The sequence below is a fragment of the Streptomyces sp. NPDC058620 genome (genome assembly GCF_042717135.1).
Lineage (GTDB): Bacteria > Actinomycetota > Actinomycetes > Streptomycetales > Streptomycetaceae > Streptomyces.
In genome coordinates this window covers 252,945-279,419 of sequence record NZ_JBHXQO010000002.1, presented here as the reverse complement: position 1 = coordinate 279,419, position 26,475 = coordinate 252,945, and the positions used below count along the sequence as shown (strand labels likewise).

Below are 26,475 nucleotides of genomic sequence, written 5' to 3'. Positions count from 1 at the left end.
CCGGCCGGCCGGTGGTGGCCGACGGTCAGGCCGTGGCCCTGGGACCGGGCGCGGGGACCGTGAAGACCGGGACCGATTCCCTGCCCTCCTCGTGGCGGAAGGCGACCACCAGCGGCATGCCGATCGTCAGGGCCGACGCCTCGCAGTCCACGAGCTCCGTCATCATCCGCGGGCCCTCGGCTAGGTCGACGACCGCCGCGGTGTACGGGACCCGGGCGCCGAACGGCGGCAGGTCGTTGCGGTGGACCACGGACCAGGTGTAGAGCGTCGCGTGGCCGCTCGCGCGTTCCCAGGTGACGTCCTCGCTCCAGCAGCGGGGGCAGAACTCGCGCGGGTAGTGGTGGGCCCGGCCACAGGCGCCGCAGCGGCGCAGCAGCAGGCGACCCTCCGCCGCGGCGCCCCAGTAGGGGCGGGTGAAGGCGTCCGGCTCCGGGAGGTCGTAGCGCGCCGCTTCCACCCCGGGCCTCGCAGGAGCGCCAGGAGTGGCGGGAGTGGCGGGAGACGGAGGATTCGCGGGAGACGGAGGAGTGGCGGGAGTCACAGGAAGAGTCCGATCGCCTCGTCGAGGGACCAGGTCTGCCAGGACATGGCGAAAAGCGCGACGAGCGAGATCAGCGCCATCATCGCGTTCTGCCCCTGCTCGGCCCAGTCATGGATCATCAGCACCAGATAGAGGAGGTTCAGGAGCAGCCCCCCGACCAGGGCGACCGGTGTGAGGAATCCGGCGATCAGCCCGATCCCCAGGGCGAGTTCGGCGTAGACGACGACATACGCCACGAGCCGGGGGCGGGGTTCGACCACGCGCCGGAATCCGGTGCGGACCACCGGCCAGCGGTGCTTCCCTGCGACGTCCGCCGCCCAGGCGATGCCCGTGCCGCGCTCGAACCAGCCCTTCCTGTCCTTGTGGCGCCAGCTCTCCAGCCACCACAGGCCGAGCCCTATGCGCAGGACGGCGAGCCACTCGGCCCCACCGAGCATGATCGTCCGCATCGGCGCTCCTTCCGGTCACGGCCAGGCAATCTGACGGTACGTCAGTTCACCTGATCAGGACCGTCTCGCGCAAGAGGTGGCCCCGTGATCAATTCGCAACCGATTCCGGCCTTGACCGAGACCCATCAAGTGAGCGCGCGATTACGCTCCATAACCATGCCCGACAGCCCGTCCACCCCCCGCAGCCCCGCATCCGCCTCCGTATCCGCCGCCGCCCAGGCCGGTCCGACCGACCGCACCGACGACCGGCCCGTCTACGTCGTCGGCGGTGGTCCAGGCGGTCTCGCCGTCGCGGCCGCCCTGCGCGAACAGGGCGTACGGGCCGTCGTGCTGGAGAAGTCCGACAGCGTCGGGGCCTCCTGGCGCCGCCACTACGACCGGCTGCGTCTGCACACCACCCGGCGCTGGTCCGCGCTGCCGGGCCTGGCGATGCCCCGCCGGTTCGGGCGCTGGGTGTCCCGCGCGGACGTGGTGCGCTACCTGGAGAAGTACGCAGAGCACCACGCGCTCGAAGTGGTCACCGGCGTCGAGGTCTCCCGTATCGAACGGGCCGCCGACGGTACCGGCTGGCAGCTGACAGCGAGCGGCGGCCGGGTCCTGACCGGGCGGGCCGTCGTCGTCGCCACCGGCTACAACCACACGCCGCGCGTCCCGGACTGGTCCGGGCGCGACACGTTCACCGGCGAGCTGCTGCATGCCTCGGAGTACCGCAACCCCACCCCGTACGCAGGCCAGGACGTCCTCGTCGTCGGGATCGGCAACACCGGGGCGGAGATCGCCGTGGACCTGGTGGAGGGCGGCGCTTCCCGGGTACGGATCGCGGTGCGCACCGTTCCGCACATCGTCCGCCGTTCCACCGCCGGCTGGCCCGCGCAGGCGACCGGCATCCTCGTACGGCGGCTGCCCGTACGGCTCGTGGACCGGGCCGGCGGGGTCATGGCGAAACTCGCCGTACCCGACCTGTCCGCCCAGGGACTGCCACGGCCCGCTACGGGCCTGTACTCCCGCGTCAAGGACGGCGCGATCCCGGTCCAGGACGTGGGCCTGATCGACGCGGTGAAGACGGGCCGGGTGGTGCCGGTGGCCACCGTGGCGTCCTTCGACGGGGACACGGTGGTCCTGGCCGACGGCACCCGGATCACCCCGGACACCGTGATCGCCGCGACCGGGTACCTGCGGGCCCTGGAGCACCTGGTCGGCCACCTCGGCGTTCTGGACGAGCGGGGACGGCCGGTGGTGCACGGGGGGCGTACGCCGAAGGACGCGCCGGGCCTGTACTTCACGGGGTTCACCAACCCGATCAGCGGCATGTTCCGCGAAATGGCCCTGGACGCCCGCAAGATCGCCAGGAGCGTGGCCGGCTCGGGCTGACGGCGGGAAGCCGCGGAACACCCGGCAGGGTCTCGCCTACGCCTACGCCCACGTCCCCTTCGCCGCGACGCGTCGCGCCCACGGGGCCAGGTCCGCCGGTTCGCGGCCGAGCACCTGCCGGACTCCGTCACCCAGGGCCGCCGTATGACCCGCCCGGTGCACGGCGAACATCCCGCTCAGGAGGTCCACCATGGCCTCCGGCCAGCCCTGGCCCAGGAGTTCGGCGCGGTACGCGTCCGGGGTCAGCTCCTCGTAACGGATCGGGCGTCCCGCCGCCCGGGCGATCGTCTCCGTGGCCTCCGCGAACGTCAGCGCGCGGGGGCCCGTGAGCTCGTAGGTCCGGCCCGCGTGACCGTCGCCGGTGAGGACGGCCGCCGCGACCCCGGCCACGTCCTCGGCGTCGACGAAGGGCTCGGGCATCGCACCGATCGGCAGGGCCAGGCGGCCCGCCTTGAGCGGCGCGAGCCACAGGTCCTCGTCGAAGTTCTGGAAGAAGTTGCTCGGCCTGATGACCGTCCACTCGGCGCCGGACCCCCGTACCGCCGCCTCGCCCGCCAGCATGCCCTGCCCGAAATCGTCCCCGGCCGCCTCGGTGCCGTGCCCGGACAGCGCCACGAAGCGGCGGACGCCCGCGCGCGCGGCCTCCGCGACGAACTCCCGGACGGCGACCGGGTCCTCGGGGGCCACCAGGTAGACGGCGGACGCGCCGCTCACCGCGGGCTCCCAGGTCGCAGGGACCGTCCAGTCGAAGGTCACCTCACCGGAGCGCGAAGCCGCCCGGACGCGGGCCGTACCGGTCTCGCGCAGCTTCCTGACGACCCGGCGGCCGGTCTTCCCGGTCCCGCCCAGGACGAGGATGTCGGAGGTGAGGGATCGCGTGCTCCGCGGGGGCTTCGTCGCCTTCGTCGTCATGGGCCGAGTCCATCGCGCCGCGGGGCCCGGAACCATGGCCGTCCGTCCGCCGTGCATAGGAGATCGTCCGCGTCGCCCGTTCGTCTGCCTATCGTTGCGCCATGGATGTGTTCGATGAACTGCTGGGCGGTGTCCGGGGCAGGGGCGCGGTGTTCGGCCGCTCGGTGCTGTGGGCGCCGTGGTCGCTGCGCTTCACGGACGGCGCGTATCTGACCCTGTGCGTGCCGCTGCGGGGAGCCGGGTGGATCGTTCCGGAGGGCGGAGCACCGCTGCGGGTGGAGGTCGGGGAGGCCGCGATCGTACGGGGGCCGGCGCCGTTCGTCTTCACCGACGACCCGGAACCCGCGGCGGGTGCCGCGGTACGGGACGTGCGCTGGTCCGGGGGCCTGGGCGGTGAGCAGGTCCCCCTGGGGGAGATCGACGCGCCCACCGTCCTGATGGCGGCCGCCTACGACGTACAGGCCGCTGTGCCGCAGCGGCTGCTGCGCGTTCTGCCGCCGGCTCTGGTGGTCGCGGACGAGCACGACTGCACGCCGATGCGGGACTACCTGGAGGCGCAGATCGCCGGGCCGGGACCGGGGCGGCAGATCGTGCTCGACCGGCTGCTGGACTGGATGCTGGTGTGCACGCTGCGCGACTGGTTCGACCGCCCGGAGGCCGAGCCGCCCAGGTGGTACGGGGCGCTCGGTGACGAGGTGGCGGGGCCGGCGCTGCGTGCGATGCACGAGGACCCGGCCCACCCGTGGACGACGGCGGAGCTGGCCGACCGGGCGGGGGTGTCGCGCACGACCCTGGCCAAGCGGTTCACGGAACTCGTCGGGGAGGGCCCGGTGGCGTATCTGACGGAGTGGCGGATGACGCTGGCCGCGGATCTGCTGGCCCGTCCCGAACTGACCGTGGCGTCGGTGGCGCGGCGCGTGGGGTACGCGGACGCGTTCGGCTTCAGCGCGGCCTTCAAGCGGCTGCGGGGCGAGAGCCCGAGCGCGTACCGGCAGCAGACGGCCGCGACCCCGCTGCCCCGGAACCGGGAGGCTCCGGCGGGCTGATCCCCAGGGCCGGACCCGAAAGGCGGGGGCGCCGCCCGCGCCCCCGCCCGCCTGCCTTCGGTACGGCCCGTCAGCGCTGCCAGGCCCCGCCCGCCGCCGCGTCCCGGACGAAGTCGGTGAAGTCGCGGGGCTCGCGGCCCAGTGCGCGGCGCACCCCGTCCGCGACCGCGGCCTCCCGGTGCGTACGGATCGGCTTCAGCGCGTCGGTCCACAGCCCCGCCTCGGCTTCCGGCATCCCCTGGGCGACCAGGCCCGCCAGGAACTCCTCCTCGCCGGCCGGCACGTACGTGGACCGGATGCCGGTCGCCTTCTCGATCTCGGCGAGCGCTTCGCCGATGCCGAGCGCCCGGGGGCCGGACAGTTCGTACACCTCGCCCGCGTGGCCGTCCTCGGTCAGTGCGGCGACGGCCACCTCCGCGATGTCCTCGGCGTCGACGAAGGCGGCGGCGCCGTCCCCGGTGGGCAGCGCGAGTTCACCGGCGTTCACGTCGTCCAGGAAGACGCCCTCGCTGAAGTTCTGGGCGAACCAGCCGGGCCGCAGGATCGTCCAGGCCACGTCCGCGGCCCGTACCGCGGCCTCCGCCTCCATGTGCGGCCCGTTGCCGTCGTAGGAGGCCCCGAAGTAACCGGGGACGTCCACGCCGCGGGCGGAGAGCAGCACCAGTCGCCGCACCCCGCTCGCCACGGCCTCCTCCACCAGGGCGGGCACCGGGGAGGGCGAGGCGTCGAGCGGGACGATGTAGGCGGCCGTGGCCCCGGCGAGGGCGGGCCGCCAGCTGGCACGGTCCGCCCAGTCGAACGGGGTCTCCCCGGAGCGCGAGGCCGCCCGCGTCTCCACCCCCTGTGCACGGAGCCGGGCCACGACGCGGCGCCCGGTCTTGCCGGTGCCGCCGATCACCACTACGGATTCGTTTGTCATGATCCGAGCGTGCATCGGGGCACCGGCCCGCGCCCATGTCCCACCGTCCGGGATGGATGTCCGGACGTCCGGCGCCGCCCGCTGCGCCGCGGCGGCCTACGCCTTGGGCGTCGGGTTCACGACGACCTTGGCGGTGTTGTTACGGGTGTTCGGGTCGAACGGGAACACGGGCAGGCCCGGGCTCTCGGGGCGCAGGTGGACGCGGCCCTTGGCGTCCGGGACGACCTCGTCGATGCGCAGCTGGAAGGCGAAGGAACGCTTCGCGGTCTCCGACACCCAGTACGGCATCGCGCAGGAGTAGCGCGGGGCGCCCAGGCGCTGCGGGTGGTGTCCGCCGGACAGCGTCCGGGCCTCGCAGCCCTCGGGTGCGCCGGTGACGGTCACGCCCTTCGGGACGGTGAAGTCGACGACCGCGGCGGAGTCGCCGGAGCCCAGGTTGCCGACCCAGGCCGGACCCCTGTTACGGAAGGTGAGCGTGGCAGCGACCGTCTCACCCGCGGCGCCCGCGACCCGTGCACCGCGTACGGCGAAGTCCGCCGTACTGGCCGCCTCGAAGGCGACGATGCCGTAGTTGTCCTCGCCCGAGAGGTCCGTGGCGCCGGCGCCGGGCTCGACGCTGATGTCCAGCCGCTCGTTCATCGCGTGCGAGGCGAGTGCCAGATCCAGCCCCTCGGGGAGCGCGAACGACTCACCCGGCTCGATGACCTGGCCGAACGTGCAGTCCACGTGAGTCATGGGCGCGTAGTCCCCGCCCGTTTCCCGGTAGGCGCACTCGGGGTGCCGTGCGGCGAAGCCGAGCCCGTACGAGGCGGACATGCGGAGGGAGAAGCCGTCCGACCTCTCGTTGCCCTTGTTCGTCACCGACAGCGGGACATCGTGGACGGCGCCCGGGAGGGTGTCCGTGACCGGGGCGAGCCCGCCGAGGGCGAGGTCCGGGCCGGACGCGACCGACAGGGTCGTGTCGAACGAGTCCAGCGGGGCCCGCATCTCGCCCTCCGGGCCGGTCGCGACGGCGGAGTAGACGATCCGGCCCCGGGCTCCGGCGGCGGCGCCGTCCGCGGCGCGGACCGTCAGGTGCACCTGCGGGGTGTAGTCGCCCCAGCCGACGGGGACCTGGGGAACGCTGCACAGGGCCGTGGTGCCGCTCGGCACGCAGTTCTCGGGCCAGGTCACTTCGGCGATCCCGGCGATGCCCGTGATGTCGACGGTGAGACGGCCGTCGGTGACGGTGTAGTTCTCGTTGTCGTGGGTGAGTCCGATGTCGAGCCGTCGCTCCTCCGGCGCACCGCCGGCCGTTCCGAGCGGCAGGCTCAGTTCGCTCGGAGCGTTGATCCACAGCGTGTCACTGGCGGCGGCCGCGGGGGTGGCGAGGCCGCCCACCAGGAGCGCGGCGGCCGCGGCGGCGCAGGTGCCGAGGTAGACGGAACGTCGGGTCGGGACAGGTCTCATGAGATCCCCCATGGGTAGTGCTCTGACGGGCAGTGCCGAAAGCCGGCACCCGTTGGACGAGCAAGGACCGCGTGAGGTTGTAGGGGGAATGGATCTCTCCCGCCCTCCGGACGGGACGGCCCGGACGCCCGCCCACACCCCGCGCTGCCGCCCGTCTCCCGCAGCCTTTGCCTGCACACCCATTCCTGACGGGCCGTCAGTTCAGTAACCTGACAAGGCGTCAGCTATGGAACGTGGGGCTCGGACACCTCCGTGGCTCCCGGTCGGACACGTCGAGCAGGAGTGGGCGGAACGATGCTTGGATCGACTCACGGCACCCTCACCACACACTTCCGCGCCAGGGTGGACGCCTGCGGCGAAGAGCCGCACGCGGCCGTCCACAGCACGGCGACAGCGACGGCGGAGGGCGGTCTCGACGTCAGCGGACGGCCGCTGCACGCGCCCGTGCCCGACCTGGACCGGTTCTTCCGGCCCGAGTCCGTCGCCGTCGTCGGCGCGTCCGACACCGAGGGGCGGCCCAATACCGGGATCACCCGCCAGCTCGTCGCCTGGGCCGGGCGGGTCGGGGCGCGGCTCCATCCGGTGCATCCCACGCGGGAGTCCGTCTTCGGAATGGCCTGCTCCCCCTCCGTCGCCGACCTGCCGGAACGGGTCGATCTGGCCGTGCTGCTCGTCGCCGACCCACTGCCCCTGATCGATGAACTGGCCGCGTCCAAGGTGAAGTTCGCCGTCGCCTTCGCCTCCGGCTTCGCCGAGACGGGCGCGGAGGGGACGGCCGCCCAGGCGCGACTGTCGGCCGCGGTCGAGCGGTCGGGCCTGCGGCTGCTGGGGCCGAACACGAACCTCAACGCCTTCGAGTCGTTCCGGGAGGACCTGGAAGGCCCCGCGATCGCGCTGATCACCCAGTCCGGGCACCAGGGCCGCCCCGTCCACACGCTTCAGGAGCTGGGCATCCGGCTCTCCCACTGGGCGCCCACCGGCAACGAGGCCGACCTGGAGACCGCCGACTTCATCTCGTACTTCGCCGGGCGCCCGGAGGTCGGGGCCATCGCCTGCTATGTCGAGGGGCTCAAGGACGGCCGCTCCTTCCTGCTCGCCGCCGACCGGGCCGCGCGCGCCGGTGTGCCGGTCGTGGCGGTCAAGGTGGGGCGTACGGAGACGGGGGCCAGGACCGCCGCCTCCCACACCGGCAAGCTGACCGGCACCGACGTGGTGGTGGACGCGGCGATGCGCCAGTTCGGTGTGATCCGGGTGGACGGGCTCGACGAACTCCAGGACACCGCGGCCCTGCTGGCCCGGGCGCGCCCGCCGCGCGCCGACGGTGTCGTCGTGTACTCGATCTCGGGCGGCACGGGGGCGCACTTCTCGGACCTGGCGACCGGCGCCGGACTCTCCCTGCCCACCCTGTCCGAGGAGAAGCAGCGCGAACTGCACACCTGGATACCCGGCTACCTGAATGTGGCGAACCCGGTCGACAACGGCGGTCACCCCGTCGGCGACTGGCGCGGCCGGAAGATCATCGACGCGATCCTCGCCGACCCGGACGTCGGCGTGCTGATCTGTCCGATCACCGGCCCGTTCCCCCCGATGAGCGACCGGCTCGCCCAGGACCTGGTGGACGCGGCGGAGGCCACGGACAAGCTGATCTGCGTGGTGTGGGGCTCGCCCGTCGGTACGGAGGAGGCGTACCGCACCACCCTCCTCGGCTCGTCCCGGGTCGCCACCTTCCGCACCTTCCGCAACTGCATCGGGGCCGTGAAGGCGTACCTGGACCACCACCGCTTCACCGCCTCCTACCGCTCGCCCTTCGACGACGCGCCACGCACGCCGTCGCCCTCGTTCCGCAAGGCGCAGGCCCTGCTGCGCCCCGGCCACCAGTTGAGCGAGCACGCCGCGAAGCAGCTCCTCCGGGCGTACGGCATCCGCGTACCGCGCGAGCAGCTGGTGACCAGCGCGGCGGCGGCGGTCCGGGCGGCGGCGCTCGTCGGCTACCCGGTCGTCATGAAGGCGTCCGGCACCCGGCTCGCGCACAAGACCGAACTCGGCCTGGTCAAGGTCAAGCTCACCTCCGCGAGCCAGGTCCGCGACGCCTATCGCGAGCTCACCGACATCGCCCGCTTCGAGTCCGTCGGCCTGGACGGCATCCTGGTCTGCCAGATGGTCGAGCGGGGCGTCGAGATGATGGTCGGCGTCACCCAGGACGCCCTGTTCGGGCCGACCGTCACGGTCGGGCTCGGCGGTGTCCTCGTGGAGGTCCTGCACGACACGGCGGTCCGGGTGCCGCCCTTCGGCGAGGACCAGGCGCGGACGATGCTCGGCGAACTCCGCGGCCGGGCCCTCCTGGACGGCGTACGCGGCGGCCCGCCCCTCGATGCCGACGCGCTCGTCGAAGTGATCCTGCGGGTGCAGCGCATGGCCCTGGAACTGGGCGACGACCTCGTGGAGCTCGACATCAACCCCCTGGTGGTCCTCGGGCGCGGCCAGGGCGCGGTGGCGCTGGACGCGCTCGCCCTCTGCCGCTGAGCCGGCGCCCACCCCCGTGAAGGAGCTCCCCCATGCCGCCCTCCCCCGACGCGTCCCAAGCATCCGATCCCGTGGGCTCGGTACTCCACCGCACCGGCAGCGGGGTCTCGTGGATCACCCTCAACCGCCCGGAGGCGATGAACGCCGTCACCTGGGACCAGCGCGAACGCGTCATCTCGCTGCTCGCCGGCGCCTCCGCCGACCCGGGGGTGCGGGCCGTCGTCCTCACCGCCACCGGCCGAGGCTTCTGCGCGGGCGCGGACCTGCGCTCCGGCCCGGCGACGGGCGGGGAGCGGGTCGCGGGTGATGTCGCCCGTACGATCCGGCTCGGCGCGCAGCGGCTGATCGCGGCGGTGCTGGACTGCGAGAAGCCGGTGATCGCCGCCGTGAACGGCACGGCGGCCGGGCTCGGCGCGCACCTCGCGTTCGCCTGCGATCTGGTGCTGGCCGCCGAATCGGCGAAGTTCATCGAGGTCTTCGTACGCCGCGGCCTCGTCCCGGACGGCGGCGGCGCCTACCTGCTCCCCCGCCTGATCGGCCCCCACCGCGCCAAGGAACTCCTCTTCTTCGGCGACGCGCTCCCGGCCCTGGACGCGGAGCGCCTGGGCCTGGTCAACCGGGTCCTCCCGGACGCCGAACTGACGGCAACGGCCCAGGAGTGGGCGCAGCGCCTGGCCGCAGGCCCGACCCGCGCCCTGGCCCTCACCAAGCAACTGGTGAACGCCTCCCAGGACACCGACCGGGCAACGGCGTTCGCCGCGGAAGCGATGGCCCAGGAGGTCAACATGACCACGCACGACGCGCAGGAGGGAGTGCGCAGCTTCGTGGAACGCCGCCCGCCCACGTACCTGGGGCGGTAGACCCGCCCCCACACCCCGCCCAGGCCGACCGGGCGCAGGCAGCGGCGGGGCCCGAGGGCCCCGGCTTTGTACCCGCCGGGATGGTGTGTCAGACCACGGCGAGCCGGTCCACCAGCAGCTCCACCCTCGGCTCGGCGTCCTCCGGTGGCAGCCGTCCCGCTCGGGTCAGGGTGGCCAGCCCGTGCAGGGCCGCCCAGAACACCTCGGTGAACAGTCCCGGGTGGACGCCGTCCCCGGCGACCTCGCCGAGGCTCTCCAGCAGGGCGGCGAAGGCGTCCTTCAGAGGTTGTGGGGTGTCCTCGTTCGCGAAGGCCAGGCCGCCGTCGAGCTGGAACATGGCGTCGTAGACCGCCGGGTTGCGTATCGCGAAGTCGAGGTAGGCGCGGGCCAGGGCGGTGACCCGGGCGCGCGGGCCGTCCGCGGCGCGGGTCGCGGCTCTCAGCGCCGCGGCCATCTCGGCGGCGCCTTCGAGGGCGACGGCGCCGATGATCTCCCGCTTACCGCGGAAGTGGCTGTAGAGGACGGGCTGGCTGTACTCGATGCGCTCGGCGAGCCTGCGGGTGGTGACCGCGTCCCAGCCCTGCTGCTCGGCGAGTTCGCGGGCCGTCGCCACGATGAGGCGCTCGCGCTCCACCCGTTCGCGCTGCTTGCGTTCCTGTACCGACATGACTCGATCCTAGCATCGCTAGACAAGCGAGCTACAGCAGTACTAGCGTTGCCTCGTCACCTAGCGGCGCTAGATCCCAGGAGGGGTCATCATGCTCAACGCACTCGAAGTCATCACCACCGTGGTCGTCGGCGTGATGGTGGGGGTGGAATTCTCCGTCGCCTTCGTCATCAACCCGATCCTCAACGCACTCCCCGAGGACAGCGGCCAACTCGGCCGCGCCCACGGAGGGCGGATGCTCGGCGCCGTGATGCCGGTCTGGTACATCGGCTCGCTCATCCTCGTCGCGGTCTGGGCCACCACCGGATGGCACCACCACGGCACCGGCCTCGTCGTCACCGCCGGCGGGCTGCTGCTCCTCAGCGTGATCATGTCGATCCTGCTGCTCGTCCCGATCAACAACCGGAACAAGACGTGGACCCCCGACAACCGGCCCGAGGACTGGAAGGAGCAGATGAACCGCTGGGACCGCTTCCACTACGTCCGCGTCGCCGTCATCATCGCCGCCTTCACCCTGCTGGTCGCCGCCCTCTGACCCCGCGGGCCGACACCGCGCACGCGGCGCACAATCCCACTCCCCGGGCGGCAGATGGCCCCGAAATCCCGACATCCAGGAATCGGCATCCAGGAACGCGGCTGCCGCTCAGAGCCCGCATCCGCGATCCCGGCCGGCACCTTCCCAACTGACGATGCGTCAGTTTCAATGGGGAGGTGATGGGACACGCAGGCATGGCCGCAACCGCAGTCCGGTACCTCCGCTCCGTCGGCGCCGCCACGGTCGCCGGACCGGCGGCGCCCGTCGAGCCACTGCCCCGGCCCGACCTCAGAGCCATCGGCGCCGACGAGCGTCCGCCCGTCGGGGCGGGCGAATTCCGGCGGGTGCTGGGGCACTTCGCGAGCGGGGTCACGGTCGTCACCGCGCACGGACCCGACGATCCGGACGGCCCCGCCGGCTTCGCCTGCCAGTCGTTCGCGTCCCTCTCCCTCGACCCGCCGCTCGTCACGTTCATGGTGGCCCGTACGTCGACGACCTGGCCGCGCATCGCCCGCGCCGGGGCCTTCTGCGTCAACATCCTCGGCGCGGACCAGGGCTCCCTGTGCCGGGGGTTCGCGGTGAGCGGGGCGGACAAGTTCGCCGGGGTCGCGTACCGGGCGGCGCCCGCGACCGGATCACCGCTCCTGGACTCCGTACCCGCCTGGATCGACTGCCGCATCCACGCCGTCCACACGGGCGGCGACCACCTCATCGTCGTGGGGCGAGTGGAAGCGCTCGGCACGTCCGGGGAGAGCGCCGGTCCACTGCTGTTCCACCAGGGGAAGTTCGGCGGATTCAGGGGCTGACGCCGACCGGCACCGAGGAGCCCTGTCGCCGCCGGATCATCAGCGCCATCATGGCCGCCGTCGCGCACAGCGCCCCCGCCGCGTACCAGACCACGTCGTACGAGCCGAACGCATCGCGGGCCACACCACCGAGGAAGGCCACCGCCGCCGCTCCGACCTGGTGCGAGGCGAGGACCCAGCCGAAGACGATCGCGCTGTCCTCGCCGTACTGCTCACGGCACAGGGCCAGCGTCGGCGGCACCGTGGCGACCCAGTCCAGACCGTAGAAGACGATGAAGAAGATCATCGGCGGGTGCACCGACGGCGCCATCAGCATCGGCAGGAACAGCAGCGAGACACCGCGCAGCGCGTAGTAGACGGCCAGCAGGCGGCGGGCGTCGAAGCGGTCGGTGAGCCAGCCGGAGAAGATCGTGCCGATCACGTCGAAGATCCCGATGACGGCCAGGAGCGAGGCGGCGGCGGTGATCGGCATGCCGTGATCGTGGGCCGAGGGCACGAAGTGGGTGCGGATCAGGCCGTTCGTCGACGCCCCGCAGACCGCGAACGTGCCCGCGAGCAGCCAGAACGGGCCCGTGCGCGCGGCGTCGAAGAGGACCCGCACGGTCCGGGCCGCCGCCCCGCGGGCGGGCGCGGGCTTCTCCACGTACGTGCCGCCGTACGGGGCGAGGCCCACGTCGGCCGGGTGGTCACGCATCAGGAGCCAGACGAACGGGACGACGACCAGCGCGGCGAGGGCGACGGTCACCGAGGCGGGCCGCCAGCCGTGCTCGTCGACGATCCAGGCGCACAGCGGCAGGAAGACGAGCTGGCCCGAGGCGCCGGCCGCGGTGAGGATGCCGGTGACCAGCCCGCGCCTGGCCACGAACCAGCGGTTGGTGACCGTCGCGGAGAACGCCATCGCCATGGAGCCCGTGCCCAGTCCGACCAGCAGCCCCCAATAGATCATCAGCTGCCAGGACGCCGTCATCCAGACCGAGGCCAGTGCCCCCGCGGCGACCGCGCTCAGCGCCACCACGACCACCCGGCGGATTCCGAACCGGTCCATCAGCGCGGCGGCGAACGGTGCGGTGAGCCCGTACAGCGCCATGTCGATGGAGACCGCGAAACCGATCTCCCCGCGCGACCAGCCGAACTCCGTGTGGAGCGGGTCGATCAGCAGACCGGGAAGGGAGTTGAAGGCCGCGCCGCCGATGATCGTCACGAAGGTGACGGCGGCGACGATCCAGGCGCGGTGGATACGCCGACGGGAGTCGCGGGCGGGCTTCACCGCGTCGGCTACGGGGGCCGTGGGGTCGGTTGTCTGGGTCACGTCACCCAGCATCGGGCCGGGCCCGCAGGCTTACGAGTGGCCCGGCGGACACGGTTCGCAGGGATCGGGCCATGACCGGTGTGGGGGAGGCGGGCGCGGGCGGCGCAACAAGACCTGAAGGGCCCGGCGCTCACCCGGCCGTACGACGGCGCGCCGCCCACGCGTGCACGCACCCGGCGCCGGCCGCCCCCACTCCGTACCAGAACAGGTCCGGGGCGTTGAAGGTCGAGCCGAGCACCAGGCGGGCGGCCGTACTCCGGGCCGACAGCTCCGCCGGCACGTGGGTCAGCTGCGCGAACTCCACGGCCCAGCTGAAGGCCAGAGCCGTCCCGGCCGCCACCAGCGGTCCCACCCGGGGCGCTATCAGCACCACGAGTGCGTAGATCAGGACCGTGTACAGCGCGTCCCCGGCGTACTTCGTCCCGTCCCCGCCCGCCACCGCCCGTACACCGAGCCCGGCGGCCACGGTCAGCGCCGCCGCCCCCGCAGACACGAGCCGCGAACGTCCCACCCCGGTCACCCGGTCCACTCCAGTCACCGATCCGCCCCCGTCACCCGATCCGCTCCAGCCGTCCGGCCCGCCGTGCCACCAGCGGCACGGCGGGAATGCAGACGCTGTCTGCGGGCTTCTCCATCACAGCGGTGACATGTATCAGCTTTTGGTCTATACCAGCTAGCAGGGAGGGAGTTCGCATGCCGCACCGCATCGTCGTCCTGGCTCTCGACGGGCTGCTCCCGTTCGAACTGGGCATCCCCCAGAGGATATTCGGCCGCACCCTGTCCGGCGGACCCGACGGCGGCCCCCGGAAGCTCTACGAGGTGGTGACCTGTTCCGTCCGCCCGCCCGGCATCGTCCGCACGGACGCGGACTTCACGATCACCGTCGAACACGGACCGGAAGCCCTCGCGGACGCCGACACGGTGATCGTCCCGACGTCGTACGGGCTCGGCCCCGTCTTCACGGAGGGCAGGCTCACCGAGGAGCTGGCCGCCGCGTTCGCGTACATCAGGCCCGGGACCCGCATGGTCTCCATCTGCACCGGCGGCTACGTCCTCGCCGCCGCCGGATACCTCGACGGCCGGCCCGCCACCACGCACTGGTCGTCCGCCGACCACTTCCAGAGGCTGTTCCCGCAGGTCAAGGTCGACCCGGACGTCCTGTTCATCGACGACGGGGACGTCCTCACCTCCGCCGGGGTCGCCGCCGGAATCGACCTCTGCCTGCACATCGTGCGCCGCGACCACGGCGCCGCCGTAGCCACCGAGATCGCCCGCCGCACCGTCGTACCTCCGCACCGGGACGGCGGACAGGCGCAGTACATCCACCGCCCCGTCCCCGAACCGCAGTTCGCGACCACGACCGCCGCGCGCGCCTGGGCCCTCGACCGGCTGGAGCGGCCCATCCTGCTGCGCGACATGGCGCAGCAGGAGTCCATGAGCGTGCGGACGTTCACCCGCCGCTTCCGCGAGGAGGTCGGCGTCAGCCCCGGCCAGTGGCTGACCCTGCAACGGGTGGAACGGGCCCGCGGTCTCCTGGAGTCGACGGACCTGTCCATCGACCAGGTGGCCCGGGACTCCGGCTTCGGCACGGCGACCTCGCTGCGCCAGCATCTGCAGGCGACGCTGGGTGTGCCGCCGACGGTCTACCGCAGGACGTTCCGCTCGACGGCCGGTTCCCCGGCAGCGGGAGAACCGCGGGCCGAGCCCCGGGCCGCCCCCTAGAACACCAGCACCCCGCGCGCCACCCGCCCGTGGTGCGCGTCGTCCGCCGCCTTGGCGAAGTCCTCCACCGGGTACGTCTCCGTCACCAGTTCGTCGAGCAGCAGCCGGCCCTCGCGGTACAGGTCCGCGTAGAGCGCGATGTCGCGCTGCGGGCGCGACGAGCCGTACCGGCAGCCCAGGATCGACTTGTCCAGGTACATGGACGAGACCAGGAACGACGCCTCCGCCGTCGCCGCCGGGACCCCCAGCAGGACCGCCTGCCCGTGCCGGTCCAGGAGGTCGATCGCCTGGCGGATCAGCTCGGTACGGCCCACGCACTCGAAGGCGTGGTCGGCGCCGGCCGGCAGGATGTCGCGCACGCCGTCCGTCGAGGTCAGGAAGTGCGTCGCGCCGAACTGCCGGGCGACCGCCTCCTTCGCCGGGTTGGCGTCGACCGCGACGACCGTCAGCGCGCCGGCGATCCGGGCGCCCTGGATCACATTGAGTCCGATCCCCCCGGTGCCGATCACGAGGACCGTCTCCCCGCGGTCGACCTTCGCCCGGTTGAGTACGGCTCCGACTCCCGTCAGCACCCCGCAGCCGATCAGGGCCGCGGAGGTGAGCGGCAGGCTGTCCGGGATCTTCACCGCCTGGACGGCGCGGACCAGCGTACGTTCCGCGAAAGCCGAGTTGGAGGCGAACTGGAAGAGCGGCTTGCCGCCCCGGGAGAACGGCCGGCCCGGCATCCCGATCGCCTTCCGGCACATCGTGGGCCTGCCCCGGTCGCACTGCGCGCACGCCCCGCAGCTGGCCAGGGTCGACAGCGCCACATGGTCACCGGGCTTCACATGGGTGACTCCCGCGCCGACCGCATCGACCACACCCGCGCCCTCGTGCCCCAGGACCACCGGCACCGGGAACGGAATCGTCCCGTCGATCACCGACAGGTCGCTGTGGCACAGCCCCGCGGCGGCCACGGCCACCAGCACCTCTCCGGGCGCCGGGTCACGTATCTCCAGATCGTCGACGACCTCGGTCCGCGTGCCGTCGAAGACGACGCCCCTCATCCGGTCTCCCTCGGTAGGCCGAGCACCCGCTCGGCGATGATGTTCCGCTGGATCTCGTCCGAGCCGCCGTAGATGGTGTCGGACCGGGTGAACAGGAACAGGCGCTGTACGTCGTCGAGTTCGTACGGGGACTCCGCCGACCAGGTACGGGGGCCGACGGCGCCGGCCGCTCCCCTGACCTCCACGGCCAGTTCGCCGAGCCGCTTGTGCCAGCCGCCCCAGAGCAGCTTGGCCACGCTGGGGGCGCCGGGGCCGCCCGCGCCGCAGAGGGTGCGCAGGGCGTTCCAGCGCATGGTCCTCAGCTCGGCCCACTGCGCGACGAGACGAGCGCGCAGGACGGGATCGGTGACGGCGCCGCCGTCGACGGCGGCCCGGAGCACACGGTCGAGCTCGGCGGCGAATCCGATCTGCTGGACGAGGGTGGAGACACCGCGCTCCAGGGCCAGCAGGCCCATGGCGACCTTCCAGCCGTTGCCCTCGCCGCCCACGGCCTCCACGGCCCGCGCCCCGTCGAAGAAGACCTCGTTGAACTCACTGGTCCCCGACATCTGGCGGATCGGCCGCACCTCCACGCGGCCCGGCTGGTCCATCTCGACCAGGAGGAACGACAGCCCGTGGTGGCGGTCCGAACCGCGTTCCGTCCGCGCGAGGACGAAGCACCAGTCGGCGTCCACGGCGAGCGAGGTCCAGGTCTTCTGACCGGTGACGGCGTACCCGCCGCGCCGGGTGTCCCGCACGGCCGCCGTCCGTACGGCGGCCAGGTCCGATCCGGCGCCGGGTTCGCTGTACCCCTGGCACCAGAGCGCCTCGCCCCGGGCCACGGGGGGCAGGTGGCGGTGGCGCTGCTCCTCGGTGCCGTACGCGATCAGCGTGGGGGCGAGCAGGTTCTCGCCGATGTGGCCGACGCGGGCGGGGGCGGCGGCGCGGGCGTACTCCTCGGCCCAGACGACCTGCTGGGCCGGGCTCGCGCGCCGGTTGCCGTAACCGGGCCCGGTCTCCTCCCACCCGAGCCCGATCCACCCGTCCCGCCCCAGCTCGCGCTCCCACGCCCGGCCGGTGCCCGGCCCCTTGTGGGCCTCCAGCCAGGTGCGGGCCTGCGCCCGGAACGCGTCGTCCTCGGGCCCGAAGCGGAAGTCCACGGTGCGCCTCCTGTCGTCATCGTGCGCGGGTGCGGACTCCGGGGCAGCGCCCCGGGTCAGGTGTTCGGCCGGGTGCCCGCGGCCGCGGCCGCCGCCATCTCCTCCAGCCGCGCCAGCATCGGCATCGGGTCGACCCCCACCGTCCCCGGCAGGAAGTCCGCGATGCGCTCGGGCGTCCACGCCCCCTCCGCGTACCCGGCCCGCAACTCCCTCGGCTGGGCCCACACCGCGATCTTCGGACCGGCCACGGTGTACACCTGGCCCGTGATCCCCTCCGCGCGCGCCCGCTCGCTCAGCAGGTAGACGACGAGCGCGGCCACATCCTCCGGCTCCCCGATCTCCTTGAGCTCCATGGGGACGTTCGCGGACATCCGGGTCCGCGCGACCGGCGCGACGGCGTTCGCCGTGACCCCGTACCTGTGCAGGCCGAGCGCCGCGCTCCGTACCAGCGAGATGATCCCGCCCTTCGCCGCGCTGTAGTTGGCCTGCGCCACGCTGCCCTGGTGGTTTCCGCTGGTGAAGCCGATCAGCGTGCCGCCGCCCTCCTGCTTCCGCATCACCGCCGACGCGGCGCGGAAGACCGTGAACGTCCCCTTGAGGTGCGTGGCGACCACCGGGTCCCACTCCTCCTCGGACATGTTGAACAGCATCCGTTCCCGCAGGATCCCGGCCACGCACACGACCCCGTCGATGCGCCCGTACCGCGCGAGTGCCGTGTCCACGATCCGCTGGCCGCCCGCCATCGTGGAGATGTCGTCGGCGACCGCGACGGCTTCCCCGCCCGCCGCCTCGATCTCCTCGACGACGGATTCGGCGATCTCGCTCGTGGGTTCGCCGCCCTCGACGGAGACCCCGTAGTCGTTGACGACGACCCTCGCCCCGTCGGCGGCGGCCGCCCGTGCGACCGCCCGCCCGATGCCGCGTCCGGCGCCCGTGACGGCGACCACCTTGCCTGCCAAGAAGTTCCCCATGCCCGGCCCCTTCCCGCGGTTTCTGACGGACCGTTAGATTTTATGGGCAGGCGGATACCCCGGCACAAGCCCCAGGAGGCCCCCATGTCCTTGCCACCCGAGTTCCACGCCCTCGCGAATCGGGTGAACAACTGGGGCCGCTGGGGCGCCGACGACGAGACCGGGACACTCAACCTGATCACCGCCGGGGTCGTCAGGGAGGCCGCGGCCACCGTCCGCACGGGCCGCCGGGTACCGCTCGCGCTCCCGCTCCAGCAGGACGGGGTGCAGAGCGGACTGATCCCGGGACGGGTCAACCCGCTCCATACGATGGTCCAGATCAACCAGGAGCTCTTCGGCCCGGGAACCGTCGCCACCAGCGACGACGCCGTGACCATGGGCCTCCAGGCTGCCACCCACTGGGACGCGCTCACCCACGCCTCGTACGGCGGGAAGATCTACAACGGGCGTCCTGCCGACACCGTCACCGCGCACGGCGGAGCGCGGTTCAGCTCGATCGCCTCCGCACCGCCGCTCGTCTCGCGCGGGGTCCTGCTGGACGTGGCCCGCGCCCACGGCGTCGACCTGCTGCCCGGCGACCACGCCGTGACGCCGGAGGACCTGGACGCGGCGGAGGAGTTCGCGGGCGTCCAGGTCCGGGCCGGTGACATCGTGCTCGTACGGACGGGGCAGATCCAGGTGTACCTGGCGGGCGACAAGCACGCGTACGCCTATCCGTCACCCGGTCTCTCGGTGCGTACGCCCGAGTGGTTCCACGCGCGGGATGTGGCCGCGGTGGCCAACGACACCCTGACCTTCGAGATCTTCCCGCCGGAGATCGAGGATCTGTGGATGCCGGTGCACGCCCTCCATCTCGTCGACATGGGCATGCTCCAGGGTCAGAACTGGAATCTCGAACCCTTGTCCACAGCCTGTGCGGAGGACGAGCGTTACGCGTTCCTGCTCTGTGCGATGCCCGAACCGTTCACCGGTGCCACCGGCACTCCCGTCGCGCCGGTCGCCGTCCTCTGAACGCCGAACGGCGCTGCGGGGACCACCACGGGCACGGCCGGGACCACGGAAGCCGCGCGGGCCGGCAGGGGCATGCCGCTGTCGACCTCGCACCAGATCTGCTTCCCGGCGCCCTCCGGCTGCCAGCCCCAGCGGTCCGCGAGGCCGTCCACCAGCTCCAGGCCGCGGCCGTTGGTGTCATCGCCTTCCGCGTGGCGCGGCTGCGGCGGACAACCGCTGGCGTCGGCGACCTCGACGCGGACCGTCCCGACCGCTCCGGCCGAGCCGAACAGCATCCGCAGCACGGCCGGACAGCCGGTGTGGACGACCGCGTTGGTGACCAGCTCCGAGATCAGCAGAATGAGCGTCTCCGCGAGCGGCTCGTCGTCTCCTATTCCGGACCCGACCAGCCTCGACCGCGCCCATCTGCGGGCCCGCCCCACTTCCGCGGGATCCGGCCCGACCTCCAGCTGAACCTGAAGCACCTGCACCGCTCACACCATCCGAACCGGCGGACACATCGCCTCGCGCCTCCTCAGGGTCACGGAACGTGATTCCCTTGCGAGACAGCATGGTTGACGTACAGTCACCGCAACAAGCGCTTCGGGCATATTCCAGCGCGAAGGAGTACGCGTGCTGCATACTGTGCGACGCGCATTGCGGGGAGTCGAACAGGAGCGCGCCGGCACCGCGGGAATCGCTTCCCGGCCAGGCCCGGCACAGCTCCTCGGACCGCGAGCAGGGCACCGCACCCGAACCGGAGTCGCCGCAAAGGCAACACCCGGATCGTCCGGTTCCAGAACCACTCGCATCCAACGGAGCGTACCCGAGCCCGGCGCCGACTCCGGCCGGTGACGAATCACGCAAAGGACACAACCCGGTATCGACGCAGACCGGCTGCACTGCGTGACAGCGCACCCCATAGCCCGGCCAAGATCCACCGGGCGCCCCTCAGCCCCGCCCCGCCTGCTGCGCGGCGCCCAGATCGTGCGCCAGAGCCTCTTCCGCTTCCGCCGCCGTCAGCCACCTTCCGGAGCGCAGCCAGGCCCGCTTCAGATGGAGGTGGACGTCTGCCTCCCAGGTGAAGCCCATGCCGCCGTGCACCTGGAGGCAGTCCCGGGCATTGCCCACGGCGGCCTCGTCGGCCAGGAGCTTGGCGCCCGCCACCTCGACCGGGTCCCCGGTCACGGCCGCCGCGTACACGGCGGCGCGGGCCAGTTCGGTACGGACCAGCATCTGGGCGCAGAGATGTTTGACCGCCTGGAAGGAGCCGATCGCCGCACCGAACTGTTCACGTGCACGGGCGTGTTGAACCGCCATTTCCGTGGTCCGGGCGGCGCTTCCGAGCTGTTCGGCGGCGGTGAGCAGGGCGCCTTCGTGCCGCAGGGTGCGCGGCGACAGCGCGGGCAGCGGCACCGTGCCGGTGACGGTCCCGGCCGGCCGGTACAGCGCCGTGAGCGGGTCGAGGGACCGCACGGCTACGGCCGTCCGCACGACGTCCCGCAAGGACTCCCCTGCCGCCAGGGAGACCACCTCCCCCAGCACCAGGAGCGCGTCCGCGCCCGCGAGGTCCGCGACCGGACCGCTCCGGTCCACGACCGTGACCACGGCCCGCCCCTCCGCGGCGCCCTTCACCACCCCGGCGGCCAGATGCGTGGCGACGAGGGGCCCCGGCAGCAGCGCCCTCCCCACTTCCTCGAACAGCAGTACGGATTCGGGCAGCCCGAGCCCCACCCCGCCCTCGGCCTCCGGCAGCCGCAGCGCGAAGAACCCGGCCGCGCCGAGCTCCGCCCACAGCCCCCGGTCGACACCTTCCCCGCCCTCCACGGCGGCCCGCATCCGCTCCCTGCCGAACCGGCCGGTGAGCAGCTCCCGCACGCCCGAGCGCAGGGCCCGCTGGTCCTTCGACAGCGAGAAGTCCACAAGCGATCAGCGCCCCTTCGGCAGGCCGAGTATCCGCTCGGCGACGATGTTCCGCTGGATCTGCGAGGTGCCCGCGGCGATCGTGTACGAGAGCGAGGAGAGCCGGTCCAGCACCCATTCCCGGTCCAGGTCACCGGCGTCCGCACCGAGCACCTCGGCCGCCGCCTCGTACAGCTCCTGGCGCGCCTGCGAGTAGCGCAGCTTGAAGACGGAGCCCCCGGCGCCCGGCACACCTCCGCCGCGCTGCGCCTCGCTGACGTTCCACTGGGTGAGCCGCCACAGGGCCCGGAATTCGGCGTTCAGCCTGCCGAGCCTCCGGCGCAGTACGGCGTCGTCCCACCGCCCCGCCGCACGGGCCTCGGCGGCCAGGGCCGCCAGCGTGCGCCGGCAGGCGACGACCTCGCCGGCGAAGGCCGTACCCCGCTCGAAGGAGAGGGTGACCATGGTGACCCGCCATCCGTCGTTCTCCTCGCCGACCCGATGGGAGACGGGCACCCGGACCTCGTCCAGGAACATCTCGGCGAATTCGGTGGACCCGGCGAGCGTCCGCAGCGGGCGGACGGTGACGCCGGGAGCGTCCATGGGCATCGCGAGCCAGCTGATCCCCCGGTGCTTCGGCGCGTCCGGGTCCGTACGCACCAGCAGTTCGCACCAGTCGGCGACCTCCGCGTGCGACGTCCAGATCTTCTGGCCGCTCACGACGTAGTGGTCGCCGTCGCGCACCGCGCGGGTCCGCAACGCCGCCAGGTCGGAGCCGGCTTCCGGTTCCGAGAAGCCCTGGCACCAGATCTCCTCGCCCCGCAGGACCGGCGGCAGCCAGCGGGCCCGCTGCCCCGCGGTCCCCTCCGCCGCGACGGTCGGCCCCGCGTGCAGCAGCCCGACGAAGTTCGCCCCGACATAGGGGGCCCCGGCCTTCTCCGTCTCCTCCAGGAAGATCAGCTGCCGGGTCGGCGTCGCCCCCTGCCCGCCCGCGTCGACGGGCCAGTGCAGACCCGCGTACCCGGCGTCGTACAGCATCCGCTGCCAGGTCGTGTCGTACGCCCTTCGCGCCGGCCAGTCGTCGGGCGAGGGCTTCGGCGGCAGCCCGGGGAGCGCACCGGCGAGCCAGGCGCGCAGCCGCGCACGGAAGTCCCGCTCCTCCTCGCTGTACGACAGATCGGTCACCGGTCGAGGTCCAGACCGAGCATGCGGATGGCGTTTCCGCGCATCAGTTTGTGGACGGTCTCGTCGTCCAGTCCCTTGACGTGGTCGAGCGCGACCTCCTTGGTGTGCGGGAACGTCGAGTCGACGTGCGGGTAGTCCGTCTCGAAGGTCGCGTTGTCCCGCCCCACGACGTCGAGGGACGCCACTCCGTGCTTGTCGCGGAAGAAGCAGCAGAACATCTGCCGGTAGTAGTACGTGGAGGGCGGCTCGGGGATCAGGTCGCGTACCCCGCCCCAGGCCCGGTGCTCCTCCCACACGTCGTCGGCGCGTTCGAGCGCGTACGGGATCCAGCCCATCTGGCCCTCGCTGTAGGCGAGTTTCAGCGTCGGGAACTTCACCAGCACCCCGCTGAACAGGAAGTCCATCATCGAGGCCATCGCGTTGTTGAAGGAGAGCGCGGCCTGCACGGCGGGCGGGGCGTCGGGGGAGGCGGCGGGCATCTGCGAGCTGGACCCGATGTGCATGTTCACGACCGTGCCGGTCTCCTGGCAGACCGCGAAGAACGGGTCCCAGTAGCCGGTGTGGATCGACGGCAGCCCCAGGTGGGTGGGGATCTCGGAGAAGGTCACCGCCCGCACCCCGCGCGCGGCGTTGCGCCTGATCTCCGCCACCGCAAGGCCGATGTCCCAGAGCGGGATGATGCACAGCGGGATCAGCCGGCCTCCGCTGTCGCCGCACCACTCCTCGACCATCCAGTCGTTGTAGGCGCGGACGCAGGCGAGCGCGACCTCCTTGTCGTGCGCCTCGGCGAAGGTCTGGCCGCAGAAGCGCGGGAAGGTCGGGAAGCAGAGGCTCGCCTCGACGTGGTTGAGATCCATGTCCTTGAGCCGTTCGGCCGGGTCCCAGCAGCCGCGCCGCATCTCCGCCCGGGTGATGCCCTCCAGCGTCATGTCGTCGCGGTCGAAGCCGACGGCCGCGATATTGCGCTTGTACGGGAACTTGAGGTCCTCGTAGATCCACCAGTCGGTGGGGGGTCCGTCCGGGTCCATCGTGATGACGTACCTGCCTCCCGTGTACGCCAGCTCGCCGATGCCGGCGGTGAGCGGTTGCGGCCCGCGTTCGCGGTACCTGGCGGGCAGCCAGGTCGAGAAGAGGTGTGGCGGTTCGATCACGTGGTCGTCGACGCTGACGATCCGAGGCAGTTCCGTCATGGCGTTCCCTTCGGCGCACTCGGCACGTATCTGATGGTCCGTCAGATTCAGATACGGCTCTCAGGCTAGCCCCGCACCCCTGGACCGACAAGGCGCGGAGTCCTACGCTCTCCGCACTATCTGACTATCCGTCAGCTACGAGGGGACCGTCGTGACCGATACCGCACACGCCCTGGGCGCCTCCCGCACCTTCTGGGAACTGATCGAGCGCCGGGCCGCCCTGACCCCGGACCGCCCCGTCCTCCTCCAGGACGACCGCACCCTGACCTTCGGCGAGCTCCGGGAGCGGTGCGAACGCGTCGCCGCCGGTCTCCACGGGCTTGGGGTGCGGCCCGCCAGCGTCGTCGCCTGGCAGCTGCCGACCCGGCTCGAAACGGTGCTGCTCTCCTTCGCGCTCACCCGCATCGGAGCCGTACAGACCCCGGTGATCCCCTTCTACCGGGACCGCGAGGTGGGCTTCGCGCTGCGCGAGTCGAAGGCCGGGTTCTTCGCCGTACCCGGCACCTGGCGCGGCTTCGACCACACCGCGATGGCCCACCGGCTGGCGGCGGAGCTCGAACGGCCCCCGCGGATCTTCGAGGCGTACGCGTCACTGCCGGACGGCGACCCCGCCGTACTGCCGCCCCCGCCCGCCGACGGCACGGTGCCGCGCTGGATCTACTGGACCTCGGGCACGACGTCCGACCCCAAGGGAGTGCTGCACACCGACCGCAGCCTCATCGCGGGCGGCTCCTGCCTGGCCCACGCGCTGCGGCTGACGGCGGAGGACATCGGCTCGGTCGCGTTCCCCTTCGCCCATATCGGCGGACCCGACTACGCCGTGATGCTGCTGCTCTACGGCTTCCCCGCCGTGCTCTTCGAGCAGTTCGCACTGCCCGGCGCGCTGGCGGAGTACCGGCGCCGCGGAGTGACCGTGGCCGGTGGCTCGACCGCGTTCTACTCGATGTTCCTGACCGAGCAGCGCAGGACCCCGGGCCGCCCGCTCGTCCCCAGCCTGCGTCTGCTCGCGGGTGGCGGGGCGCCCAAGCCGCCGGAGCTCTACCACGCGGTCGTCCGGGAGATGGGGGTCCAGCTGACCCACGGCTACGGCATGACCGAGGTCCCCATGATCACCATGGGTGCCCCGGACGACACGGCGGAGAACCTCGCCACGACGGAGGGCCGTCCGCCCGCGGGCATGGAGATACGGATCACGGACGAGGAGGGCAAGCCCCTGCCGCCCGGCACGGACGGCGAGGTACGGCTGCGGGGCGAGGCGGTCTGCCAGGGGTATCTGAACCCGGGGGCCGCCGCACCGGCCTTCGACGCCGAGGGATTCCTGCTCACCGGTGACATCGGCCACCTCCGGGAGAGCGGACATCTCGCGCTGACCGGAAGGATCAAGGACGTCATCATCCGCAAGGGCGAGAACATCTCCGCCAAGGAGATCGAGGACCTCCTGCACGCCCACCCCGGGGTGGGCGACGCGGCGGTGATCGGCCTGCCGGACCCGGAGCGCGGGGAACGCGTCTGCGCCGTCGTCGAGCAGCCGGCCGGGGCCGCGCCGCTGACCCTGCCGGAGCTCACCGGCTTTCTGCGCGCCCGGGGTCTGTCGGTCCACAAGCTGCCGGAGCAGCTGGAAGTGCTGGAGGAGCTCCCCCGCAGCGAGGCCCTGCGCAAGGTGCTCAAGTACAGGCTGCGCGAAAGGTTCGGGTGAGCATCCGCCCGGGGGCGGCCGGCGCCCAGGGGCGGGACCGGACGTGCCCCGCCCCTGTCGCCTGCGGCTACCCGTCCGGAAGGATCACCGTGAAGTACGTGGCGAACGCGCCGACCGCCTCGGCCTCCGCCACCCGCCCGTCCTGGTCGGTGTCCAGCTGCTGCGCGGCGACACGCGCGGTCTCGGCGTCGGCACCCAGCACCCGCAGCGCCCGCTCGACGGCCGCCACCGAGGCCGCCCCGTCGTTCTCGTTGTCGGCGACGGCGATCGCCGCGCGCAGGAAGGGGCGGGCGATCTCCGCGAAGCGCTCGGGGTTGTCACGCAGCCGCTTCACCGCCCCGCCGACGAACTCCTCACGGGTGACGCGCTGGTCCCCGTCCACGTCCGCGATGCCCGCCATGCCCTGCCAGAACGCCTCGGCCCCGGTGTAGAGCGACTGGCCCTTGTCGCAGCGGGCCGTCGTACCGAACTCCTTGAGCAGCCGTGCCGCTGCGGCGTTGAAATCGGCGCGATCGATATAGCCATTGCCGTCCTGGTCGAAGGCGGCGAAACGGTGCGCGATCTTGCGCTCGTACTCTGCGCTGTCCATGCGGGGAGCGTACGACGCCCACAGGCGTGCCGTGTCACTAACGCGGGCTACCGGTGTTACAACATGGTCTTGAATCGGGGTGTCAGGCCGAGAGCGGATGGGCTTCGTCCACGACGGCCGCGGCCGCGTCGGGGTAGACCTCGAAGAGCCTGCGCACTCCCAGCGCCCCGAGCACCTTGTTGACGTGGGAGCCGTCCTCCGCCCCGCGAGCCGGGAGGACCAGGCGCAGCCGGCCTCCGCAGGACTTCATCAGACGGCGGGAGGCGATCAGCACGCCGACGCCGCTGGAGTCGCAGAAGAACACACCGGTGAGATCCAGCACCACATCGTGCTGCCCCTCGGCCACGGCCCCGTGGACGGACTGGCGTACGACGGGTGAGCTCACGAGATCGAGTTCGCCGCGTATGCGCAGCACCGTCCACGTGCCCTGTTCGGATTCGTCCACCTTCAGCGTCACGCGACTGGACCTCTCGTTCAGGGGAGCCCGGCGATCCGGAAGTTTCAGTTCCTTATCGCGGCTGCCCATCTCTACCACCACGAAACGCCGAGCGGGCACAGTTTCCCTATCATCCGCTGCCGCCGCGGGGGGCGTACTTGGGCCTACTTGAGGCAAAGGCCCGTCCTGGAGGGTGCGCGCGACTACATTCGACGTGACGAG

Annotated in this window: 26 protein-coding genes; 9 read left to right on the top strand and 17 right to left on the bottom strand. The window is 72.3% G+C overall.

The genetic code is table 11. The annotated features are described in order from the left end of the window. Positions 1-25: 25 nt before the first annotated feature. Complete coding sequence (locus ACFWSK_RS03715) at positions 26-457, bottom strand: Zn-ribbon domain-containing OB-fold protein (protein ID WP_383781474.1); 432 nt, start codon at positions 455-457, stop codon at positions 26-28. 80 nt (positions 458-537) lie between these two features. Beyond that, positions 538-990, bottom strand: a complete 453-nt coding sequence (locus ACFWSK_RS03710) for a DoxX family protein (RefSeq protein WP_383781472.1) — start codon at positions 988-990, stop codon at positions 538-540. Between the two features lie 156 nt (positions 991-1,146). On the opposite strand from ACFWSK_RS03710, the gene ACFWSK_RS03705 reads away from it, so the two are divergent. Further along, on the top strand, positions 1,147-2,361 hold the full coding sequence (locus ACFWSK_RS03705) for a flavin-containing monooxygenase (RefSeq protein WP_383781469.1): 1,215 nt from the start codon (positions 1,147-1,149) through the stop codon (positions 2,359-2,361). Positions 2,362-2,403: 42 nt separating this feature from the next. Here the strand turns inward: ACFWSK_RS03705 and ACFWSK_RS03700 are convergent, their stop codons facing one another. Next, positions 2,404-3,273 (bottom strand): NAD(P)H-binding protein, encoded by an 870-nt coding sequence (locus ACFWSK_RS03700; RefSeq protein ID WP_383781466.1) that lies wholly within the window; start codon positions 3,271-3,273, stop codon positions 2,404-2,406. Between the two features lie 101 nt (positions 3,274-3,374). Between ACFWSK_RS03700 and ACFWSK_RS03695 the strand changes: the two genes are divergently transcribed. Further along, positions 3,375-4,319 carry an AraC family transcriptional regulator gene (locus ACFWSK_RS03695; RefSeq protein ID WP_383781464.1) on the top strand — a complete coding sequence of 315 codons (945 nt, stop codon included), beginning with the start codon at positions 3,375-3,377 and terminating at the stop codon, positions 4,317-4,319. A 70-nt stretch (positions 4,320-4,389) separates the two neighbouring features. On the opposite strand, the gene ACFWSK_RS03690 is transcribed toward ACFWSK_RS03695, so the two are convergent. Both ACFWSK_RS03690 and ACFWSK_RS03685 read right to left on the bottom strand, forming a co-directional pair. Then, positions 4,390-5,238, bottom strand: a complete 849-nt coding sequence (locus ACFWSK_RS03690) for an NAD(P)H-binding protein (protein WP_383781462.1) — start codon at positions 5,236-5,238, stop codon at positions 4,390-4,392. Positions 5,239-5,334: 96 nt separating this feature from the next. Next, positions 5,335-6,687, bottom strand: coding sequence for a hypothetical protein (locus tag ACFWSK_RS03685; RefSeq protein WP_383781460.1), 1,353 nt, complete (start codon positions 6,685-6,687; stop codon positions 5,335-5,337). Positions 6,688-6,981: 294 nt separating this feature from the next. Here ACFWSK_RS03685 and ACFWSK_RS03680 point away from each other — a divergent pair, with 294 nt between their 5' ends. Together ACFWSK_RS03680 and ACFWSK_RS03675 are read left to right on the top strand one after the other, a co-directional pair. Then, positions 6,982-9,210 (top strand): acetate--CoA ligase family protein, encoded by a 2,229-nt coding sequence (locus tag ACFWSK_RS03680; protein ID WP_383781458.1) that lies wholly within the window; start codon positions 6,982-6,984, stop codon positions 9,208-9,210. A 32-nt stretch (positions 9,211-9,242) separates the two neighbouring features. Next, positions 9,243-10,070 (top strand): enoyl-CoA hydratase/isomerase family protein, encoded by an 828-nt coding sequence (locus ACFWSK_RS03675; RefSeq protein WP_383781455.1) that lies wholly within the window; start codon positions 9,243-9,245, stop codon positions 10,068-10,070. A gap of 88 nt (positions 10,071-10,158) precedes the next feature. Here ACFWSK_RS03675 and ACFWSK_RS03670 read toward each other — a convergent pair whose 3' ends face one another. Next, positions 10,159-10,737: a TetR/AcrR family transcriptional regulator gene (locus tag ACFWSK_RS03670; protein ID WP_383781452.1), complete on the bottom strand. Its 579-nt coding sequence runs from the start codon at positions 10,735-10,737 to the stop codon at positions 10,159-10,161. 91 nt (positions 10,738-10,828) lie between these two features. Between ACFWSK_RS03670 and ACFWSK_RS03665 the strand changes: the two genes are divergently transcribed. Next, a complete protein-coding gene (locus ACFWSK_RS03665) occupies positions 10,829-11,272 on the top strand; it encodes an anthrone oxygenase family protein (protein ID WP_383781449.1) in 444 nt (147 codons plus the stop codon). A gap of 194 nt (positions 11,273-11,466) precedes the next feature. Further along, positions 11,467-12,078 carry a flavin reductase family protein gene (locus tag ACFWSK_RS03660; RefSeq protein WP_383781446.1) on the top strand — a complete coding sequence of 204 codons (612 nt, stop codon included), beginning with the start codon at positions 11,467-11,469 and terminating at the stop codon, positions 12,076-12,078. On the opposite strand, the gene ACFWSK_RS03655 is transcribed toward ACFWSK_RS03660, so the two are convergent. After that, positions 12,068-13,399, bottom strand: a complete 1,332-nt coding sequence (locus ACFWSK_RS03655; RefSeq protein WP_383781444.1) for an MFS transporter — start codon at positions 13,397-13,399, stop codon at positions 12,068-12,070. The genes ACFWSK_RS03660 and ACFWSK_RS03655 overlap by 11 nt on opposite strands. 118 nt (positions 13,400-13,517) lie before the next feature. Beyond that, positions 13,518-13,880: a DUF2809 domain-containing protein gene (locus tag ACFWSK_RS03650; RefSeq protein WP_383781441.1), complete on the bottom strand. Its 363-nt coding sequence runs from the start codon at positions 13,878-13,880 to the stop codon at positions 13,518-13,520. 200 nt (positions 13,881-14,080) lie between these two features. Here ACFWSK_RS03650 and ACFWSK_RS03645 point away from each other — a divergent pair, with 200 nt between their 5' ends. Then, positions 14,081-15,109, top strand: coding sequence for a GlxA family transcriptional regulator (locus ACFWSK_RS03645; protein WP_383781438.1), 1,029 nt, complete (start codon positions 14,081-14,083; stop codon positions 15,107-15,109). Here the strand turns inward: ACFWSK_RS03645 and ACFWSK_RS03640 are convergent. The 3 genes from ACFWSK_RS03640 to ACFWSK_RS03630 are packed head-to-tail and all read right to left on the bottom strand — an operon-like array spanning position 15,106 to position 18,265. Continuing rightward, positions 15,106-16,155, bottom strand: a complete 1,050-nt coding sequence (locus tag ACFWSK_RS03640) for a Zn-dependent alcohol dehydrogenase (protein ID WP_383781435.1) — start codon at positions 16,153-16,155, stop codon at positions 15,106-15,108. The genes ACFWSK_RS03645 and ACFWSK_RS03640 overlap by 4 nt on opposite strands. Then, positions 16,152-17,294: an acyl-CoA dehydrogenase family protein gene (locus tag ACFWSK_RS03635; protein ID WP_383781433.1), complete on the bottom strand. Its 1,143-nt coding sequence runs from the start codon at positions 17,292-17,294 to the stop codon at positions 16,152-16,154. The genes ACFWSK_RS03640 and ACFWSK_RS03635 overlap by 4 nt, the downstream gene beginning before the upstream one ends. A gap of 56 nt (positions 17,295-17,350) precedes the next feature. After that, on the bottom strand, positions 17,351-18,265 hold the full coding sequence (locus ACFWSK_RS03630; protein WP_383781430.1) for an SDR family oxidoreductase: 915 nt from the start codon (positions 18,263-18,265) through the stop codon (positions 17,351-17,353). Positions 18,266-18,349: 84 nt separating this feature from the next. Here ACFWSK_RS03630 and ACFWSK_RS03625 point away from each other — a divergent pair, with 84 nt between their 5' ends. Beyond that, a complete protein-coding gene (locus ACFWSK_RS03625) occupies positions 18,350-19,276 on the top strand; it encodes a cyclase family protein (RefSeq protein WP_383781428.1) in 927 nt (308 codons plus the stop codon). On the opposite strand, the gene ACFWSK_RS03620 is transcribed toward ACFWSK_RS03625, so the two are convergent. The 4 genes from ACFWSK_RS03620 to ACFWSK_RS03605 form a co-directional block, all read right to left on the bottom strand. Beyond that, positions 19,195-19,746, bottom strand: a complete 552-nt coding sequence (locus ACFWSK_RS03620) for an ATP-binding protein (RefSeq protein ID WP_383781425.1) — start codon at positions 19,744-19,746, stop codon at positions 19,195-19,197. The two genes, ACFWSK_RS03625 and ACFWSK_RS03620, sit on opposite strands and share 82 nt — an antisense overlap. Before the next feature lie 460 nt (positions 19,747-20,206). Further along, positions 20,207-21,178, bottom strand: a complete 972-nt coding sequence (locus ACFWSK_RS03615) for an acyl-CoA dehydrogenase family protein (RefSeq protein WP_383781423.1) — start codon at positions 21,176-21,178, stop codon at positions 20,207-20,209. A 6-nt stretch (positions 21,179-21,184) separates the two neighbouring features. Continuing rightward, positions 21,185-22,342, bottom strand: a complete 1,158-nt coding sequence (locus ACFWSK_RS03610) for an acyl-CoA dehydrogenase (protein ID WP_383781420.1) — start codon at positions 22,340-22,342, stop codon at positions 21,185-21,187. Then, positions 22,339-23,532 carry an amidohydrolase family protein gene (locus ACFWSK_RS03605; protein WP_383781417.1) on the bottom strand — a complete coding sequence of 398 codons (1,194 nt, stop codon included), beginning with the start codon at positions 23,530-23,532 and terminating at the stop codon, positions 22,339-22,341. The genes ACFWSK_RS03610 and ACFWSK_RS03605 overlap by 4 nt, the downstream gene beginning before the upstream one ends. A 151-nt stretch (positions 23,533-23,683) precedes the next feature. Here ACFWSK_RS03605 and ACFWSK_RS03600 point away from each other — a divergent pair, with 151 nt between their 5' ends. Next, complete coding sequence (locus ACFWSK_RS03600) at positions 23,684-25,228, top strand: class I adenylate-forming enzyme family protein (RefSeq protein ID WP_383781415.1); 1,545 nt, start codon at positions 23,684-23,686, stop codon at positions 25,226-25,228. A 67-nt stretch (positions 25,229-25,295) separates the two neighbouring features. On the opposite strand, the gene ACFWSK_RS03595 is transcribed toward ACFWSK_RS03600, so the two are convergent. Together ACFWSK_RS03595 and ACFWSK_RS03590 are read right to left on the bottom strand one after the other, a co-directional pair. Beyond that, positions 25,296-25,817 (bottom strand): EF-hand domain-containing protein, encoded by a 522-nt coding sequence (locus ACFWSK_RS03595; protein WP_383781412.1) that lies wholly within the window; start codon positions 25,815-25,817, stop codon positions 25,296-25,298. Positions 25,818-25,899: 82 nt separating this feature from the next. Further along, on the bottom strand, positions 25,900-26,274 hold the full coding sequence (locus ACFWSK_RS03590) for an STAS domain-containing protein (protein WP_383781410.1): 375 nt from the start codon (positions 26,272-26,274) through the stop codon (positions 25,900-25,902). Between the last annotated feature and the right edge of the window lie 201 nt (positions 26,275-26,475).